Source organism: Giesbergeria sinuosa (genome assembly GCF_042652905.1).
GTDB classification, from domain to species: domain Bacteria; phylum Pseudomonadota; class Gammaproteobacteria; order Burkholderiales; family Burkholderiaceae_C; genus Simplicispira; species Simplicispira sinuosa.
The window spans coordinates 395,702-414,156 of sequence record NZ_JBHSHJ010000002.1 but is presented as its reverse complement, the minus strand read 5'-3'; the positions used below and the strand labels follow the sequence as shown (position 1 = coordinate 414,156).

Here is an 18,455-nt window from a genome sequence, read left to right as displayed (position 1 = left end):
TCAAGACGATGTTGGAATACAAGAGCCATCAGGCCGGTATCGTCTTTGAAGTAGTGAATGAAAGCTACACCACCCAGACTTGCTCGTGCTGTGGGGCCATTCCCACCAGCAGTCCGAAAGGTAGGGCGGGTTTGCGAATAAGGGAATGGACGTGCAGCGATTGCGGGGAGGCACATGACCGTGATGTGAATGCAGCACGCAACATTCTCGCGGCGGGGCATCGCCGTCTAGCAGTAGGAATCCCCGTCCTTTAGGGCGGGGAGGATGTCAACTCTGTCCGGATTTGGCCGGGTTGGCGGTATGCGGCCTGTGTTGCGTGGATGCGCACGCGCGGCGCATGATGGGTGGGCCGGTGAGCGCCCGCAGGCGGGCATACACTGATCAGTGGGCCGCAAGGCGGGGTTGATTTGGATTGATGAACCGCGGGATTGCTTGAAAGAGCAGGCCATTTGTGGCACTGAGCACCCTGGAATGGGTGCTCAGGTTCAAGCCAGCAGTCTCTGCGAAGTCTAGGGCAGCTCAAGGCTGGCAGAGGTGCTGGTGGGTATTTGCAATCAGAACGGCAGACCTACATAGTTCTCTGCCAGCGATGCCAGTGCGTGCTGCGAGGAGAAGAGATAGTCCAGTTCTGTCTGTTGCAGATGTTGGTCGTAAGGAATTTGGTCTGGGAAGGTGTGCAGGAGGTTGGTCATCCACCACGAGAAACGCTGCCCCTTCCACACCCGCGCCAACGCTTTATCAGAGTACGCATCCAATCCGCTGGAGTCGTTTTGTTGGTAGTACGCCAGCAAGGCGTGGTAGAGGTAATAGATATCCGATGCAGCACTGTTGAGGCCACGCGCACCCGTGGGGGGCACAATGTGTGCGGCATCGCCCGCCAAGAACATGCGCCCGTACCGCATGGGCTCTGCGACGAAAGAGCGCAGTGGTGCAATGCTCTTTTCAATCGATGGGCCCGTTTGCAGGGTGGCCGCAACATCCGAGGGCAGACGGTTGCTCAGCTCGCCCCAGAAGCGGTCATCAGACCAATCTTCTACCTTGTCCGTCAGTGGCACTTGCACATAGTAGCGGCTGAGGACTTGCGAGCGCAGCGAACACAGCGCAAAACCGCGCTCGTGGCGTGCATAAATCAGTTCGGGCGAAACGGGCTTGGTTTGCGAAAGCAGGCCCAACCAGCCAAATGGGTAGATGCGCTCATAGGTACGAATGCGGTCTGCAGGAATGCTGGCGCGGCTCACACCGTGGTAACCGTCACAACCAATGATGTAGTCGCAGTCAATGCGCTGTGACTCGCCATTTTTGCGGAAGGTGACGTAGGGCGCATCACTCTCCATGCCGTGGGGTTGCACATCTTCTGCTTCGTGGATCACGGCCCCGTTCATACGGGCACGACCATCGTACAAATCACGGGTAATTTCGGTTTGCCCATACACCACCACCGAGTTGCCGCCCGTGAGTGCGTGCAGGTCGATGCGCTTGCGCTCGCCTTGGGTGGCAATGTAGAAGCCCTCGTGAATTTCACCTTCACTGTCCATCCGCTCGCCCACGCCAGCTTCTCGCATCAGTGCCGCAAAACCGTGCTCCAGCACCCCAGCACGGATGCGCCCCAGCACATAGTCGCGGGTGTGCTTTTCCAGCACCACGTTGGTGATGCCTTTGCGGTCTAGCAGTTGTGAAAGTAGCAGGCCCGAAGGGCCGCCGCCGATGATAGCGACTTGGGTTTTCATAAGAGATGTCTCCTTGTAGTTGACTTAAAACAAGCCCCGAATTGTGAAAAAAAAGCCTCGCACACAGTCGGACGAAACACCTGTGCCACTGGTACTTTTGACGTATATTTGCTGACATGCCTGCACCTGTCATATCCCGCCGCCCGCTGCGCCGCCTACCCGTTTTTGCCCTGTACGGCGAAGGGCGTGCAGGCACGTTGCGGATGCTGCACATCGAATCCATCGATTCACGCAGCCGTCTGTACGATTGGGAAATCGATGCACATATCCACCACGGTTTGCACCAATTGCTGTGGCTTCGGCATGGCAGCGTGCATGCGCTGTTGGATGAAACACGGATTGCTGCCAGCGGCCCTGTAGCCTTGGTGATACCGCCTGGCGTGGCACATGCATTCCGTTTTGCCCGGCACACACAAGGTTATGTTTTCACCTTCGATGCAGCACTGCTGGCAGAACGTGATGACGAGGAGGCTGGCACCGCATTGCGCACCCTGTTTGCGACCCCCGCTGCCATCCCGCTCCCTGCAGAGGATGCCGCCATGTTGCGCTTGGATGTGCTGTGGCAGGCGTTGCATGCCGAAGCCCAAGCCCCCTCTGCCTTGGTGAGCGGCCCGGTTCCCTTGTGGCTGGGGCGTTGTGTGGTCTGGCAATTGGCGCAATGGCGTGCTCACTCCGATGAGCGCCCTCGCGTGCAGGGGCAACATGCGTTGTATACGCGATGGCTGGTGCTGGTAGAAAAACACTACACCAAGCACTGGCCTATCACCCATTACGCCAGTGAACTCGGCCTATCGACCGAGCGACTCAACCGCTTGGTTCGCGCCGAAACCGGCTTGTCGGCCCAACAAATTGTGCATGAACGTCTGGTGCGCGAAGCCTGCCGCTTGCTCATGTATGTGCAAGCTCCGGTATCGCAGCTGGCGTTTGATCTGGGTTTTCGAGACCCGGCCTATTTCAGCCGATTTTTCCGGCGCCACACCGGCTTTACGCCTGCGGCCTTCCGTCAGAAGGCATGAATGGTTCAGTCCAACCGTACACTGGGAAGATTGTCTCAGTAACATCCCAGATCGCTTTGCGCCTATGCCACGTATTCGCTCCCGAAAAACCAACCGCACCCAGACGACAGACGCCGATGCTGTGCAGCAGATTGATGCGTCTTTTCTGCGATCCCAAGCGGGTTACAACGCCCGCCGAGCTGCATTGCACATTGTGGGGCTGGTGGAGCAACGTATCGCGGCGTATGAGCTGAAGGTCGTGGAGCTGTCGGTGCTGTCCTTGCTGGCGCACAACACGGGATTGACGTCACGCCATGTCTGTGCGGCACTGAGCATCATGCCCCCCAATCTGGTGGGGCTGGTAGCCGCTTTAGAACGGCGCAAATTGATTGAGCGTCGTCCCCACCCTAGCGATGGACGCGCGATGGGCTTGTATTTGACGGCGGCCGGTCAGCAATTGACCGCCGAGGTCGAAAGCATCATTGAACAAGCGGAGATTGATGCCACAGCCCGCCTGACGGCGGCGGAGCGCACCACGTTGATCGCTTTGCTGCAAAAAGTCTATGACGGCAACTGAGCGCCCTTAGCCTTCGCTGGGGGAATGAGCGGGGCGTTATGGCCCGTTGATGTACGCAACCGACTCTGTGTGACAGATGGCCCTGAGGCCATGCGGTCATGGGGTGGTGCGTCCACAGTGCGCGAGGGGGGCTGCTTTAAGCCTTGTTTTCTGGTGTATCTCGGCAGATGGCGTGTCTGGCCTCTGCAGTCTCGGCGTTCGGAATGCGATGCTGTCCCCCTGGATTGGGCGCTGTGGGGTGGAGATCCATCGCCACCAGGTTTTCGTGATCCGTGGGTGTCTTTCGGGGCGGTGCCGAGGGTAATCCCCGATGAAAAAGGCGAGTCTTTGGCTTGAATTAGTTATGAATCATAATCAAAATTCAGGTTATCCCAGAACGCTAGACAACGTTCGATTTCACCAACAGCCGATAGGAGACAAGACCATGAATTTTTTGCGTTCCACGCTCGCTGCAGCACTTTCCTTGACCTTTCTCGGGGCGGCTCAAGCCGACATTACAGTAGGCGTGGTGCAGCCGCTGACGGGCCCGGCCTCGGGTTTGGGCATTCCAGTCAAGAATGCGATTGCCATCTGGCCCAAAACGCTGGGGGGAGAGAACCTGAAAGTCATCATCCTCGATGATGCAAGCGACCCGACTGCGGGGGTCAAGAGCGCCCAGCGCCTCGTGACTGAAGAAAAGGTGGACGTGATTGTGGGTTCGACGGCTACACCGGTGGCAATTCCTATTGCCGATGTGGCTGCAGCATCGGGCACGCCCCAACTGGCTACCTCGCCTGCGGCGCTGCCACAGGGGAAAGACAAATGGACTTTCCGCCTGACACAAAGTAACGCCGTGATGGCCCATGCGCTGGTGGCCCATATGAAGAAACAGGGCATCAAGACCGTGGGCTTTCTGGGCTACACCGATGCTTATGGCGAGCTGTGGCTCAAGGGGCTGAACGAGGAAGCGGCCAAGGTGGGCATTCAAGTGGTGGCAACGGAGCGTTTTGCACGCACTGACACCAGCGTGACGGCGCAGGCGCTCAAGCTCACGGCTGTCAAACCCGATGCGATTTTGATCGTTGCATCAGGCAGCGGTGCTGGTATGCCGCAAAAAGCCGTCAAAGAGCGGGGCTACCAAGGCAAGGTCTACCAGACACATGCCGCTGCCACGCGCGATCTGATGCGCACGGCAGGCAAGGATGCCGAAGGTGCCTTCGTGGTTTCTGGCCCTGGCCCGTTGGCAGAGCAACTGCCCGATACCCATCCCTCTAAACCCCTGTCGATGGCCTATGTGCAGTCTTACGAAAAGACCTATGGCCCGAACACCCGCACCCAATTTGCCGCCCACGGCATGGATGCCTACACCGTGCTGGAAAAGGCTGCGCCAGTGGCTTTGAAGAAAGCCAAGCCTGGCACGCCCGAGTTCCGTGCGGCGCTGCGCGATGCGCTGGAAAACATGGGGCGCACCGTGCTGTCGCAAGGTGTGCTTGCATGGACACCCAATGATCACTGGGGTTTCACCAACGAGACGGGCGTGATGCTCAAAGTCGTGGGTGGCGAGTTCAAGGTCGATCAGTAAGCCCTCTTCTTTCGCAGTAGCCAACGCACCAGCGGCTTTTGTCTCTGGTGCGCGTGGCTGCGCACTTTTGGATTTTTGCTATGGATTTCACCATCGCCAGCGTGTTGACGCTGGACGGCCTGACCAACGGTGCGGTGTACGCGCTGCTGGGGATGGGCATCGTCCTGGTGTTCTCGGTCACACGGGTCATTTTTATTCCTCAGGGCGAGTTTGTCGCCTACGGCGCACTCACGCTGGCCGTTTTTCAAACAGGCCAGGTGCCTGGCACGGTATGGCTGTTGTTCATCATCGCGGGCGTTGCGGCCATGATGGAACTGGTTTCTGTGTGGCGCCACCGTGGCAGTGCCTCCCCTGCCGTCAAAGCGGCACTGCGCACCGCAGTGCCGGCCTTGGCTGTGGGACTGGTGTCGTTGTGGGCAGCACCGCGCCAATTTCCGTTGGCCGTGCAAGCATTGCTGTCGCTGGCCCTGGTAACAGCGTATGGGCCGCTGGTGTACCGGGTGGCCTACCAGTCTTTGGCCGGTTCGAGTTCGCTGGTGTTGTTGATCGTCTCGGTGGGCGTGCATTTTGCGATGACGGGGTTGGGCCTGCTGTTCTTTGGGGCAGAGGGTTTTCGCAATCCCTCTTTCTGGGATAGCAACCTGTCGATCGGCCCGTTGACGCTGAGTGGCCAAGCACTCATCATCTTTTTGGCCTCAGCTGCGCTGATTGTGTTGCTACGGCTGTTTTTTGAGCGCAGCCTGTATGGCAAGGCGCTGCACGCTACAGCAGTGAACCGCTTGGGGGCACGGCTGATGGGGATTTCCACTGAAAGCGCGGGCCAACTCACCTTTGCCATGGCGGCGCTGATTGGCGCACTGTCGGGGCTGCTGATTGGCCCCACCACCACCATTTTTTATGACTCGGGCTTTCTGATTGGCCTCAAGGGCTTTGTGGCGGCCGTGATCGCGGGGCTGCACAGCTACCCCGGTGCCTTGCTGGGTGCCTTGAGCGTCGGTGCCATTGAGTCATTTGGCTCTTTCTGGGCCAGTGCCTTCAAAGAAGTCATCGTTTTCACCATCGTTTTGCCGGTGCTGTTGTGGCGTTCGCTGCGCTCGCCCCATGCCAACGAGGAGCATTGACCATGCACAGTCTTTCCACATACGCCACTCCTACAGACAACGACCGCAGTGCCAGTAACCTTCTGCGCAGTGGGGGGCTGTGGGCGCTGGCCGCCGCGCTGACTGCGTTGGCACTGCTGCCCCTGCCCGACTTCTGGATCATCCAGCTCAACTACATTGGCATTTACGTATTGCCGGTACTGGGCCTGGTATTGCTCACTGGGGTCTGCGGTCTGACCTCCTTCGGACAAGCGGCTTTCGTGGGCGTGGGTGCCTACACCAGCGCCTATCTGACCACGCAGTTGGGCCTGTCGCCTTGGTTCACGCTGTGGATGGGTTTGGGTCTGACCACCGCCAGCGCCACCCTCATCGGCGCCATCACCCTGCGCATGTCGGGCCACTATCTGCCACTGGCTACTATGGCATGGGCGCTGGCGCTGTATTACCTGCTGGGCAATCTGGATGCGCTGGGCAAGTACGATGGCATTTTGAGTGTGCCTGGCCTGAGCCTGTTTGGCTTGGATCTGGGTAAGCTGCGCTTGTTCTATGCGCTTGTGTGGGCTTTGGCGCTGTTGGCCTGCGTGGCCGTGGTGCGTTTGCTCAACTCTCGCACGGGCCGGGCCATCCGGGCATTGGCAGGCGGCACACAGATGGCAGAAGCCATGGGGGTGGATACCTTCCGCTACAAAGTTGGCGTGTTTGTGCTGGCGGCCATGTTGGCGTCTATTTCGGGCTGGTTGTTTGCACACTTCCAGCAGACGGTGAACCCATCGCCTTTCGGTTTGAAGATGGGTATTGAATACCTGTTTATGGCCGTGTTGGGGGGGGCTGCCCATGTTTGGGGCGCGGCTGCGGGGGCCGGTATCGTGAAGCTGCTGGAAGACCAATTGCAGGTTTTGCTGCCCAAATTGATTGGCACCAGTGGCAATTATGAGTTGATCGTTTTTGGCATCCTGATCGTGTTGGTACTCAAGTACCTCCCCAGTGGGTTGTGGGACGCTATTGACCGTCGCTTGCCACGTGCGCCACGCAAACAGGACTGGGCCCAAGCTCCAGCCTTGCCCATGCAGCCCAAACCTACAACAGGTGATGTGGTGCTGGATGTGCGTGCCATCCGCAAACAGTTTGGTGGGCTGGTCGCGGTCAACGACATCAGCTTCCAAATCCGTGCGGGCCAAATTACAGGGCTGATCGGGCCCAACGGTGCAGGCAAATCCACCACCTTTAACCTTGTGACGGGTGTGCTGGGCCTGACCAGCGGTGAAGTGCTGTTTCGTGGCGAGCGCATCAGTGGACTGCCCTCGCGCGCCATTGCGTGCCGTGGTATGTCGCGCACCTTTCAGCATGTGAAGATGGTGCCAGACATGACGGTGCTGGAAAACGTGGCCTTGGGTGCCCACCTGCGCAGTGGCAAAGGCGCTCTGTCTGCCATGCTGCATTGGGACCGTGCCGAGGAGCGCCAACTGTTTGCAGAGGCTGAACGCCAACTGCGCCGCGTTGGCATGGGGGCTTACCTGCACCACAAAGCGGGGGATTTGTCTATGGGCCCGCAGCGTCTGCTGGAGATTGCGCGGGCACTGTGTGCCGACCCCGCCCTGCTGCTGTTGGACGAACCGGCCGCCGGTTTACGCCACAAGGAAAAGCAAGAGCTGGCCGAGGTGCTGCGTACGTTGCGTGCTGAGGGCATGGCGATCTTGCTGGTGGAGCATGACATGGGATTGGTGATGGACATTTGCGACCACATCGTGGTGATGGAATTTGGCACCCACCTGATGGAAGGCACCCCCACCGAAGTGCAGCAAAGCGAGAAGGTGCGTGCTGCCTATTTGGGAACGGAACATTGATATGACGACGCCTCTTTTACAAATCACTGGCCTGCGCGCAGGCTATGGCCGCGCCGAGGTGCTGCACGGCATTGACCTGACCCTGAACAAGGGCAGCATTGTCACCGTGATTGGCCCCAATGGCGCTGGCAAAACCACGCTGCTCAATACGCTGATGGGCGTGCTGCCCAGCAAGGGCAGCATCCACTACAACGGCACCTGTATCCAAGAGCTCACGTTGGAAGAGCGCGTGATGCTGGGCATTGCCTTGGTGCCCGAGCGGCGTGAGCTGTTTTCCAGCATGTCGGTGGAAGATAACTTGGTGCTGGGGGGATTTCGCCAGATGCGCTTGGGCAACCGCCAATGGCGCGAGCACATCGACGATGTATACACCCTGTTTCCTCGCCTGAAGGACAGACGCACACAGACCTCTGGCACGCTCTCGGGCGGCGAGCGCCAAATGCTGGCCGTAGGCCGGGCGCTGATGTCGCGCCCGCAGTTGCTGATGCTGGACGAACCCAGCCTAGGCTTGGCCCCATTGATCGTGCAAGAGATCTTGCGCAATGTGCAGGCACTGCGTGAGACCGGCGTTTCTATCCTATTGGTGGAACAAAATGCCCGCGCCGCGCTGGAGGTGGCCGACCACGGCTATGTGCTTGAAATGGGTGAGGTCAGCTTGCAAGGCCCAGCCAGTGCGCTAGCTGACGATGCGCGCGTGATTGAAACTTACCTAGGGACAGGACACAACACTACAACCGCTTAACTTCAAAATAAAAAGCAATTCAGTCAGACAAAGGTGGCATACAAGCCTGCATGCTCAACTGGTGCAAAAGTGCCGCCGTACGGCGCACCAGTGGCGTTGCCTTTTTCTTGGCCGATTGCACCAAACACAGCGTGCTGGTGATTTGCGGTGCCGTAATAGGCACGGCTACCAAAGTTGATGGCAAACCTCCAGTGATGTAGCCACGCATAGCACTGTCGGTCAATGCCGCATAACCATAGCCACCTTGCACAAGATCCAAAATGGCAGGCACACTAGAGACTTCCCATGCAACATTCAGGCGCACCTGCGACAGTGCAGCCTGTGTTTCCATCAGTTTGCGAAAAATCTGACCACGTTGCGGCATGATGAGTGGAAACTCCGCCAACTGCGAAAACGGCACTTCCTGGCATGGAGCCAATCGGTCGGCAGCACCAACCAAGCACAGGTGCTCCTGTAGCACGGGGGTGATTTCGATCTGCGGATGGGGCTCGGGCGTGTACACCAACCCCAGATCCATGCGGCCCGATACCAACCACTCGGCAATGTGTACGGAAAAACCTTCCACCAACACCAACCGTGCCCGTGGCATATCGTTGCGAAAGCCATCAATCAGCGGCCGGGTCAGTTGCCGCGCCATGCTGGGTGGCAGACCCACCGTAATGCTGCCTACAGGTTCGTCACGCAAAGCCCCCAAGTCTTCCTTGGCCAATGCCACGCGCTGCATGATGGCGTGCCCATGCTCCAACAAACGCCGCCCAGCATCGGTAGGCACCACACCTCGGCCTGTGCGGATCAGCAACGTCTCGCGCAGCTCCGTTTCTAATGCGCGCACTTGGCGGCTCAAGGCTGGTTGGGCCGTGTCCAACAATACGGCGGCTTTGCTGAAACTGCCACTCTCAGCCACATGGACAAAGGTTTCTATTTGCTGAAGATTCATCGTACACCACACCTTAAAGCTATGCTATTTTGCTATAGCTAAAAGGTATGGGCTGATGGCAAATTGATGGGGTGGCGCGACACGCCGACCCCCTTGCCATGTTCAGCCTTTCTTTTCGAAGGCGTATTTCTCGGTATCGACTTCACCTTGCCCCTGCGGGGCATAGCGGTCGCCAGCAATAACCTCGGGTTTGAACAGCGCGTCCAATGCGGACAGCACGTTGGCATCCAACTGTAGCGCACCACCCAGCACATCTTCTTGCAAATGGTCGACACGGGTGGTGCCCGGCAAGGCAATGACATGGGAGCCTTGGTGCAGCACCCAAGCAATGGCCAGTTGCGCCAGCGTGCAACCCACCTGATCGGCCAACGTCTGCATGGGTGCCAACAGCCGCAGGTTGCGTGCATAGGCCTCCGGCGCGAAGCGTGGCATCGCGGTGCGAATATCCCCCTTGACCAAACTGCCCACCTCTTGCAGCTTGCCCGTGAGAAAGGCACGCCCCACAGGGCTGAAGGCTACATAGGCAATGCCCAGCTCTTGGCAAGCAGCCAATGTGCCCAACTCGGCATTGCGCGACCACAAGGAATATTCACTTTGCAGTGCAGCAATCGGATGTTCTGCATGGGCGCGGCGCAGGGTGTCGGCACTGACTTCCGACAAGCCCAAGGCGCGGATCTTGCCTTCTTGTTGCAGGCGTGCCATCTCGCCCACAGACTCTTCAATAGGCACGCGCTTGTCCCAGCGGTGCAGGTAATACAGATCAATCACCTCTGTGCCCAAACGGCGCAGGCTGTCTTCACAGTTTCGGCGCAGGGCTTGTGGACTGCCGTCGATAACACGACGCAGCACACCATCATCACCGGCAACCCCAGCCATACCACCTTTGCTGCACAGGGTGATGCGGTTGCGGTGCGGTGCCAGCACCGGGCCGATGCGTTCTTCATTGGCACCAAAGCCGTAGAGCGCCGCTGTGTCAAACAGCGTTACGCCTGCATCTAATGCGGCGTGCAGCACAGCCTGTGCCTGTGGTGCATCAGGGGGATGGCCGTAGGCATGGCTCAGGTTCATGCAGCCCAAGCCAATGCTGGAAACCGTGAAGGGGCCAAGAGAACGGGGAGACATAAAGATCTTTCAGTGATGGGAAAAATAGGAGCAGTTCTTACGCTGCCTAAACAAAACCAAGTGCCCTATGCAGCCGTCAGCTGAAACGAGGCCACTGCGGTTTCCAAACGCTGGGCCTGTTGGTGCAATGCCTGCGCAGCGGCAGCGGCCTGTTCGACCAAAGCAGCATTTTGTTGCGTGAGCGCATCCAGTTGCGCAACACAGGTATTCACATGCCCAATATCTGTGGCTTGCTCGGTGGTGGCAGCACGGATAACGGACATAAACTGGCTGACGCTTTGGATGGCAGTCACGGTGCTTTGCATCGCCACGCCTGCCGCTTGAACCTGTCCATTGCCTTCGCGCACTTTAGCAGTTGAGTCTGCAATCAACGCCTTGATCTCTTTGGCCGCTGTGGCGCTGCCTTTTGCAAGGTCGCGCACTTCCTGTGCCACCACGGCAAAGCCGCGCCCCTGTTCGCCAGCCCTGGCGGCTTCCACAGCCGCATTGAGGGCCAAAATGTTGGTCTGAAAGGCAATGGTGTCGATGACACCAACGATTTCTTCAATCTTCCGTGCGGCCTGGTCAATCGCATTCATGGTGTTGACCACCTGCGTCATCACCACGCCCCCCTGCGTTGCCACCTCGGTGGCCTGACGCACACAAGCATCGGCCTGCTGCGCAGTGGTGGCATTGTGGTGTACGGAGGAAGTCAATTGCAACATGGCAGCCGTTGTTTGTTGCAGGCTGGAGGCTTGCTGCTCTGTACGGTGGGACAGATCGTTGTTACCTTGTGCAATCTCATGGGCGGCCAGCGCAATCCCATCAGTGCCCAAACGCACCTCTCCCACAATGCGGGCCAAGCCCAGATTCATCGCGGCCATAGAGTGCATTAAAACTGCAAATTCATCGCGCCCAGTCACCATCACTGGATGCGAGAGATCCCCTTCTGCCACCCACTGGGCCGACTGGACGGCCCTGCGCAATGAACGCTGGATATGCCGCACCACATACCATGCAAACAGTGCAGTCATGAAGGCAAACAGCATTGCTGCCACAACGGCAAGACGCGCTTTGCGCTGCCCTGCGGCGACCACCTCTTGGAGCTTGCTTTCTAGGCGCTGGCGTTGAATGTCACCATAACGCTGCAACTCTTGGCTATAAATTTGCTGTGCGGGAAGAAATTCGGTGTCAAACAACGCGCTGGCTCCAGCGACGTCCCCCAGTTGTTTGTAATACTGGGTGTCTTCCGTTGCTTTGCGCAATGCACCACGCACCTTGGTAAAGTTGGCAAGCCAAGCCTTTTCCTCCTGCGTAGAGGCATCGGCAGCCACGGCAGCCGCCATTTCATCGGCCATTTTGGAGCGTGCTTGGGCCGTGGGCTCCAAAAGCTGCTGAAGGCTGGCATCGTTGGACTTGTGGATGACCATGTAGCGCAACGATGCGTCTTCCGACACCGCAATCCAACGATCCACCCGCCGGATGCGGTCTACCTCCACATCCCCAAATTCTTGGAGCGTGGCGTCCACCGCTTTTTGCTGCAACCATGCACCAGCGACGAACCCACACATCACTATCAGCGCAAAAGCAAACGCCAGCGCCAGCTGAAACCCTGTGCCAAATCGGCCCTTACGCAGGCCCGATATGCCAGGTGCTGCCGCTGCTGCTTCGTCCATGTCTTGCTCCTGTCAGGCGGGAGCCAGTGCCACCAACGGAAATTCCCCAAAAACCGTTGGCAGCACCAGTCCGGCCATCATCCATCAGAAGGAATGCGCTATACCTACCATCAAGCCGGTCTGGCTCTTACCCAAGCCTGGCGATGCGGCTGCAGCCGTGCCACCTGAGACGCTGTAACCCACAGCGGCACCGTTGTGCACATAGCCCATCAAACCATAGACCTTGGTACGTTTGCTGAAGTTGTAGCTGGCCCGTGCAGACAACAACTGTGCATTGGCGTTGTCGCGGTTGGACTTGAGATGGGTGTAGGTGGCATCAACCACCACTGTGGGGGTGATACGCTGGCTCACACCCACGTAGTATTGGTCGCTGCGGTAGTTGTCGTTTGCAGCGCGCAACTGGCGGTGGATGACACCCGCGCCCACACGGGTCTCACCCAGCATGGCATACCCAGTCAGGTAGGTGTGATCGTCGCGGCTGCCATCGGCAATGGTCAACCCACTGGGCTGACCAAAGAAGGCAGAGCCTGTAGCGCCTTTGAGCCGGTCATGCGCCAGCGTGACGCCCCAACGCTTGTTGTCGTACTTCACCATGGCCGAGTAGGCATCGCAGCTGCTGCTGCCGTCTTCGCCAGCGCAATTGGAGGGTGGACGGCCATCACGCCCAGTGGAGTAGACGGCCCCTACATCCAGATCGCCGAATTTGCCCCGGTATGCAATAGCGCTGTCCAAACGTTGGTTGGGAATGTACGCATTGAGAGAGCCTAGCCCAAACACGGCTGGCCCCATCAGGTCGGAGCCCATCAGCGCGTACAAGCCCATGGTGTATTGGCGTCCGAACGTCAGTGTGCCCCAATTGCCAGACAAGCCCAGGTAGGTTTGTCGGCCAAAGGCCCGGCCACTTTGTTGCAGACCGCCATCCTTGAGCGTCAAACCCATCTCCATCACGAACACGGCTTTGAGATCAGCGCCCAAGTCTTCGGTGCCACGAAAACCTATCCGCGAAGGCATGATGCCCGCTGTCACGGTGGGCATCCGTGTGACCGAGCCTTTATCGGCCACACGATTTAAATACTCCACACCCGTATCGACAAAGCCGTAGACCTGCACACTGCTCTGTGCGGATGCAGTACCCGCCGCTAGCAGCGGAATGGCCGCTGCGGCGCAACGAATCCATGTCTTTCTGTTCATATCGTTATCTCCTTGGTTGTAGTGAATGTCGTCCCGGTCAAATTGGGGCGACGGGGTGACGTGCCGCTTGCACACGATTTCGCCAGTGCTCGGCTTCCACCAGCACGTAATCAAAGAAGTAGCGGGCACTCTCGCGCTTGTGCGCAAAAGCATCCGTGGCTATGCGTGCCGCACGGCACCAAGCAAAGGCCAAAGCGACAAAGCCGACCAAGCGCAGATAGTCCTCAGCAGCGCGGGCAGGCAGTTCGGCATCACTGAGAGCGTCCTGTGCCAGTGCCTGCGTGGTGGTCTCCAGCACATCGCACCAGCCTTGCAGTGCTGCACTGTGGATGGAGGGCTGTGCAGCTTCAGCCCGCAACGCCTCCAGCAGCGGCGCCAGCCCCTCAGGAGCCGCGAGTACCTTGCGTTGCAGCAAATCCAGTGCCTGAATCTGGTTGGTGCCTTCATAGATCATGGCGATGCGGGCATCGCGCACGGTTTGCTCGATGCGGTATTCATGCACGTAGCCATAGCCGCCAAACACCTGTAGAGCCTCATTGGCTAGCAGAAAGCCGCGCTCGGTAAATAACGACTTGATGATGGGCGTGAGCAATGCCGCCAAGGCCTGAGCGCGCGCGCGCTCGGCAGCCTCTGGAGCCTGCGCCGCCAGATCCAGCACATGACCGCACCAATAGCCCAGCGCCCGCATACCCTCAGTCCACACGCGCAGATCCCATAAGATGCGGCGCACTGGTGGATGCAAGGCAATGGGGTCGGCGCTGCCGTTGCTACCCTCGGGGCGAACCACCGCGCGCATCTGTTGGCGCTCGCGCGCATAGGCCAGTGCCAACTGGTAGGCGGTTTCTGCATGCCCCAGCCCTTGCAGCCCCACGTTCAGACGTGCCGAGTTCATCATCACGAACATCGCGGCCAAGCCCCGGTGCGGCTGACCAATCAACCAGCCTTGGGCTTGCTCAAAGCGCATGGCACAGGTGGAGCTGCCCTTGATGCCCATCTTTTTCTCGATGCCATCGCAGTACACAGCGTTGTCAGCAAAGCCGCCCCCGGCCAACGGAATGCGCTTGGGCACGAGAAACAACGAAATCCCCTTGGTGCCCGGTGGTGCATCGGGCAGGCGTGCCAGCACCAAATGCACGATGTTGTCCGTCCAGTCTTGGTCGCCGCCAGAGATGAAAATTTTGTTGCCACTGATGCGGTAGCTGCCATCGGCATCGGGCCGCGCCTGCGTGCGCAGCAAGCCCAGATCGCTGCCAGCCTGAGGCTCTGTCAGGCACATGGTGGGCAGCCAGTCGCCCCGAACCAGGTGGGGCAGGTACTGTGCCTTGAGTTCCTCGCTGGCATGTGTATACAGGCAAGCGTAGGCGCCATGCAAAATCCCTAGGTACATAGTCCAGGCATGGTTGCTGCTGATGAGCATCTCGTTCAATGCTGCATCCAACAGGCCCGGCAGGCCTTGGCCGCCCACGCTGGCATCGCAGGCCAGTGCAGGCCAGCCTGCCTCTACATAGTCATGGTAGGCGGCGGCAAAGCCATCGGGCGTGCGTACGCGGCCATCTTGTAATGTGCAGCCTTGCATATCGCCACTGGAGTTGAGTGGTGCGAGCTGGCCGGCACAAAAGTCGCCTGCTGCTTCGCAAACCATCCGTGCCGTATCGGCATCCAGTGCAGCATGGGCTGGCATGCGTTGCCAATCGTCAGCGGCATTCAGCCACTGCTCCATGACAAAGGCCATATCGGTCAAAGGGGGGGTGTAATGGCTGGAATCGCTCATGCGGCCTCCAGTGCGGGCGCAGCAGACCCTGCGCCCGCGCCCTGATGGGCGTGGGATGCATTCATAGAGGTATCTCGGGTGAAAGAGGTGGGATTAGTCGATCAGCATCAGCGCATCCAGCGCCACCACGCCTTGTCCTTGCGGATAGACCACCACTGGATTCAGATCGATCTCACGGATGGCAGGCGTGCCACGCAGCACACGGCCCAAGTGCTCGATCAGTGCCGCCACGGCAGGCACGTCCAGCACGGGTGTGCCACGGAAACCGTGGAACAGCGCGGCGCTCTTGAGCTGGTTCAGTTCGGCCACGATTTCGGCTTGCGACAGATCGGCATCCATCAAGCGCACGTCGTGGATGACTTCTGCCGTCACACCGCCCAGACCCGCCAGAATCACCGGGCCCCACTGCGGATCGCACTTGGCACCAATGATCAGCTCCAGCCCACGCTGGCCCATGGCTTCGACCAATACACCATCCAAGGCAATGCTTGGGTCATAGGCTTTGACGCTGTCGAACATGCGCTCCCATGCGCGGCGCAAGTCGTGCTCATCCTCAATACCCAGTGCCACGCCACCAGCATCGCTCTTGTGCGAAAGCTGTTCGGACTGCGCCTTTAGCGCCACGGGCCAACCTAGTGCATCGGCAGCGGCCACAGCATCGTCCACATTGGCCGCAAATTGGCCCGGTGCAAAGGCAATGCCAGCCTGCGACAACAGCGCCTTAGATTCGTACTCTGGCACCACTTTGCGGTGTGCAGGCAAGGCCAATGCCACCGGCTCAGCCGCCGCTGCATCCAAGCCGCGTGAGGCAAAGGCCGTGAGGCGCTGTACTGCACGGAATGCGCGCTCGGAACTGGGGAAATAGGGCACGCCCAGCGAACGCAGTTCGGCAATGAACTTTGCTGGCACCTGTGCGCCTTCATCCAGACCCACAATGATCACCGGCTTGTGGGCACCACCTTCGCGCAGTGCCTGGATCAGCGGCGGCATTTTCACTTCGATGGCATCGCGTTGGATCACGCCAACGATAACCGCGTTAAAACGCTCATCACCCAACAGTGCAGCCAGCGTGCGACGGTACAGATCGGGATCGACCAAGCCCTGTGCTGTCAGATCGAGCGGGTTGCTCAGGGCCACAAAAGGTGGCAGCGCCTCGCGCAGTGCTGGCGAGTCTGCATCGTGCACCACGGGCAGATGCAGCCCCAGTTCTTCACACCAGTCCAGGCACAGCGCCTTGAACGCGCCGGATTCGCCAACCACGGCCAGGCTTTTTTTTGGCAGCTGCTGGCAACGCAGTGCGATTTCAGCAATGTCGCCCAATTCTTCTAGTGTTTCGGCAAACACCACCCCTGCACGCTCGACCTTCACGCGCATGACTTGGTAGTCGCCCGCCATGGCTCCCGTGTGGGTAGCGGCAGACTCACGCGCGGCACTGCTCTTGCCGGGGTGCAACAGCACCACCAGTTTGCCCAATGCGTGGGCACGGCGGGCAGCAGCCAGCAAACGGTGCGGTTGGCGGAACTGCTCGGCAAACAGCGCCAGAACATGGATGCTGGGCTCTTCCAGCGCATATTCCAAGTAGTCCTCGATGGTACTGGCGGCCTCGTTGCCGGTGGATACGGCAAACGACAATGGCAGCGCGCGGTCGGCCAGCGTGCGCGCAACCACTGCCATCATTGCGCCACTCTGCGACAAAAAGGCAATGTTGGGCTGGCTGCGGTTGAACGCTGCTTGTTCAGGGCTGATGTCGGTGTCAATGAAGGTCAGTGGCACACGGTCGAGGTAGTTGATGCAGCCGAGGCAGTTTGGCCCTTCAATGACCATCCCCGCCTCTTGCGCAATCTGTGCAATCTCCTGCTGCTGCGCCAGCCCTTCGGCGCCACCTTCGGCAAAGCCAGCCGAAAAAATCACCGCGGCACCCACCTTGCGGCGTGCCAGCGCACGCACGGTCTCGAGCACCGCCATCTGCGGAATCGCCAACACGGCCACATCCACGCCTTCGGGCAGGTCATCGACCGATGGCAGGCATGGGCGACCGTTGATCTCAGCGCGTTTGGGGTTGATCAGATGGATTGCACCGGCAAAACCGTTGTTCTCCAAATTGGCGAGCATTTTTGCGCCCAGAGCGCCTGGCGTGGGTGATGCACCGACGATGGCGACAGAGCGCGGGCGCAACATGCGCCCAATTGCCGAATGGGCCGCGCCCTGCACGGCCTGGGGGGAATTCGTCACAGGAGTCTCCTAAATAGCCTACAGGGCGCTTAGCATGGGTGGGGGATGGCGCCCCACGCCAGGCGCTAAACGCCCCGGCTTGAATGTCAACGTGGTCTCAGGCGCTCTTTTGCTTGCTCAGGTCGTAAGCACCCAGGCCCGGCTTGTAGGTCTTTTCGTCCAGGAACTGGCGCAGGCCTTCCTTGCGGCCTTCGTTGTCGTAGCTGTTGGCCGCTTCCTGCGCACGCACCAAGAAATCTTCGGCGTTATCGTAGGTCATCTCGCGGACACGGCGCACGGCGTCTTTGGTTGCTTTGAGTGCGACGGGGTTCTTTTTGAGCAGGCTTTCTGCCACAGCAGTCACGCGCTCTTTGAGTTGGGCCAACGGCAGCGACTCATTGATCAGACCCCATTCGGCAGCCGTCTTGCCATCGATGTTCTCACCCAGCATGGCGTGGTACATCGCGCGGCGGAAAGACAACAGCTCGGCGGCCACCTTGGAGGCACCACCACCGGGCAAGATACCCCAGTTGATTTCCGACAGGCCAAACTTGGCTTCGTCGGCAGCAAAGGCCAGATCGCAAGCGAACAACGGGCCGTAGCCGCCACCAAAGCACCAGCCATTGATCATGGCGATGGTGGGCTTTTGGTACCAACGCAGACGGCGCCACCAGCCATAGCTCTCGCGCTGGGCCTTGCGGGTGCCGCCCAAACCAGTGGCTTCGGTTTCGCGGAAGTATTCGTGCAAATCCATACCGGCCGTCCAAGACGTGCCCTCGCCTGTCAACACCAACACCCCCACATCGTCGCGGTGCTCGAGTTCATCAAGAACCACCATCATCTGGCGATTGAGGGCAGGGCTCATGGCGTTGCGTTTTTCGGGACGGTTGAAACGCACCCAAGCGATGCGGTTTTCAACGGTGAAGGCAACCGTTTGCTCTTCGGGACGAGGTGTGCTCATAGAAAAATTTCCTTGGTGAAAAAAAGTATGCGCAAGGCGCGCTAGGAGAAATCCCTAGGTC

The 18,455-nt window shown here is 59.2% G+C and carries 15 protein-coding genes; 7 read left to right on the top strand and 8 right to left on the bottom strand.

What is annotated here, in order from left to right; all coding sequences use genetic code 11:
• Window positions 1-254 (top strand): zinc ribbon domain-containing protein (locus ACFO6X_RS04575; RefSeq protein WP_382430488.1); only part of this gene is annotated, 254 nt, incomplete at its 5' end.
• A gap of 300 nt (window positions 255-554) precedes the next feature.
• Here the strand turns inward: ACFO6X_RS04575 and pobA are convergent.
• Entirely contained in the window at window positions 555-1,727 is a 1,173-nt protein-coding gene (gene pobA / locus ACFO6X_RS04570) for a 4-hydroxybenzoate 3-monooxygenase (RefSeq protein ID WP_382430486.1), read from the bottom strand.
• A gap of 116 nt (window positions 1,728-1,843) precedes the next feature.
• Here pobA and ACFO6X_RS04565 point away from each other — a divergent pair, with 116 nt between their 5' ends.
• The 6 genes from ACFO6X_RS04565 to ACFO6X_RS04540 all read left to right on the top strand — a co-directional run bounded on the left by ACFO6X_RS04565 (window position 1,844) and on the right by ACFO6X_RS04540 (window position 8,546).
• The gene (locus tag ACFO6X_RS04565) at window positions 1,844-2,743 is read left to right on the top strand and encodes a helix-turn-helix domain-containing protein (protein ID WP_382430484.1); all 900 of its coding nucleotides are present in this window, start codon (window positions 1,844-1,846) and stop codon (window positions 2,741-2,743) included.
• 64 nt (window positions 2,744-2,807) lie between these two features.
• Window positions 2,808-3,299: a MarR family winged helix-turn-helix transcriptional regulator gene (locus ACFO6X_RS04560; RefSeq protein ID WP_382430482.1), complete on the top strand. Its 492-nt coding sequence runs from the start codon at window positions 2,808-2,810 to the stop codon at window positions 3,297-3,299.
• Window positions 3,300-3,723: 424 nt separating this feature from the next.
• A complete protein-coding gene (locus ACFO6X_RS04555; protein WP_382430480.1) occupies window positions 3,724-4,860 on the top strand; it encodes an ABC transporter substrate-binding protein in 1,137 nt (378 codons plus the stop codon).
• A gap of 80 nt (window positions 4,861-4,940) precedes the next feature.
• A complete protein-coding gene (locus ACFO6X_RS04550; protein ID WP_382430478.1) occupies window positions 4,941-5,981 on the top strand; it encodes a branched-chain amino acid ABC transporter permease in 1,041 nt (346 codons plus the stop codon).
• 2 nt (window positions 5,982-5,983) lie between these two features.
• Window positions 5,984-7,804: a branched-chain amino acid ABC transporter ATP-binding protein/permease gene (locus tag ACFO6X_RS04545; protein WP_382430477.1), complete on the top strand. Its 1,821-nt coding sequence runs from the start codon at window positions 5,984-5,986 to the stop codon at window positions 7,802-7,804.
• A gap of 1 nt (window position 7,805) precedes the next feature.
• Window positions 7,806-8,546 (top strand): ABC transporter ATP-binding protein, encoded by a 741-nt coding sequence (locus ACFO6X_RS04540; RefSeq protein ID WP_382430476.1) that lies wholly within the window; start codon window positions 7,806-7,808, stop codon window positions 8,544-8,546.
• Between the two features lie 19 nt (window positions 8,547-8,565).
• On the opposite strand, the gene ACFO6X_RS04535 is transcribed toward ACFO6X_RS04540, so the two are convergent.
• The 7 genes from ACFO6X_RS04535 to ACFO6X_RS04505 form a co-directional block, all read right to left on the bottom strand.
• Window positions 8,566-9,483 (bottom strand): LysR family transcriptional regulator, encoded by a 918-nt coding sequence (locus tag ACFO6X_RS04535; protein ID WP_382430474.1) that lies wholly within the window; start codon window positions 9,481-9,483, stop codon window positions 8,566-8,568.
• A gap of 102 nt (window positions 9,484-9,585) precedes the next feature.
• The gene (locus ACFO6X_RS04530) at window positions 9,586-10,605 is read right to left on the bottom strand and encodes an aldo/keto reductase (protein ID WP_382430472.1); all 1,020 of its coding nucleotides are present in this window, start codon (window positions 10,603-10,605) and stop codon (window positions 9,586-9,588) included.
• A 65-nt stretch (window positions 10,606-10,670) separates the two neighbouring features.
• The gene (locus tag ACFO6X_RS04525) at window positions 10,671-12,260 is read right to left on the bottom strand and encodes a methyl-accepting chemotaxis protein (protein WP_382430470.1); all 1,590 of its coding nucleotides are present in this window, start codon (window positions 12,258-12,260) and stop codon (window positions 10,671-10,673) included.
• An 84-nt stretch (window positions 12,261-12,344) separates the two neighbouring features.
• Window positions 12,345-13,451, bottom strand: a complete 1,107-nt coding sequence (locus ACFO6X_RS04520; RefSeq protein WP_382430468.1) for a porin — start codon at window positions 13,449-13,451, stop codon at window positions 12,345-12,347.
• Window positions 13,452-13,488: 37 nt separating this feature from the next.
• Window positions 13,489-15,222, bottom strand: coding sequence for an acyl-CoA dehydrogenase family protein (locus ACFO6X_RS04515; RefSeq protein WP_382430466.1), 1,734 nt, complete (start codon window positions 15,220-15,222; stop codon window positions 13,489-13,491).
• A gap of 93 nt (window positions 15,223-15,315) precedes the next feature.
• Window positions 15,316-17,454 carry an acetate--CoA ligase family protein gene (locus ACFO6X_RS04510; protein ID WP_382430464.1) on the bottom strand — a complete coding sequence of 713 codons (2,139 nt, stop codon included), beginning with the start codon at window positions 17,452-17,454 and terminating at the stop codon, window positions 15,316-15,318.
• Window positions 17,455-17,551: 97 nt separating this feature from the next.
• Window positions 17,552-18,394: a p-hydroxycinnamoyl CoA hydratase/lyase gene (locus tag ACFO6X_RS04505; protein ID WP_382430462.1), complete on the bottom strand. Its 843-nt coding sequence runs from the start codon at window positions 18,392-18,394 to the stop codon at window positions 17,552-17,554.
• Window positions 18,395-18,455 lie beyond the last annotated feature (61 nt).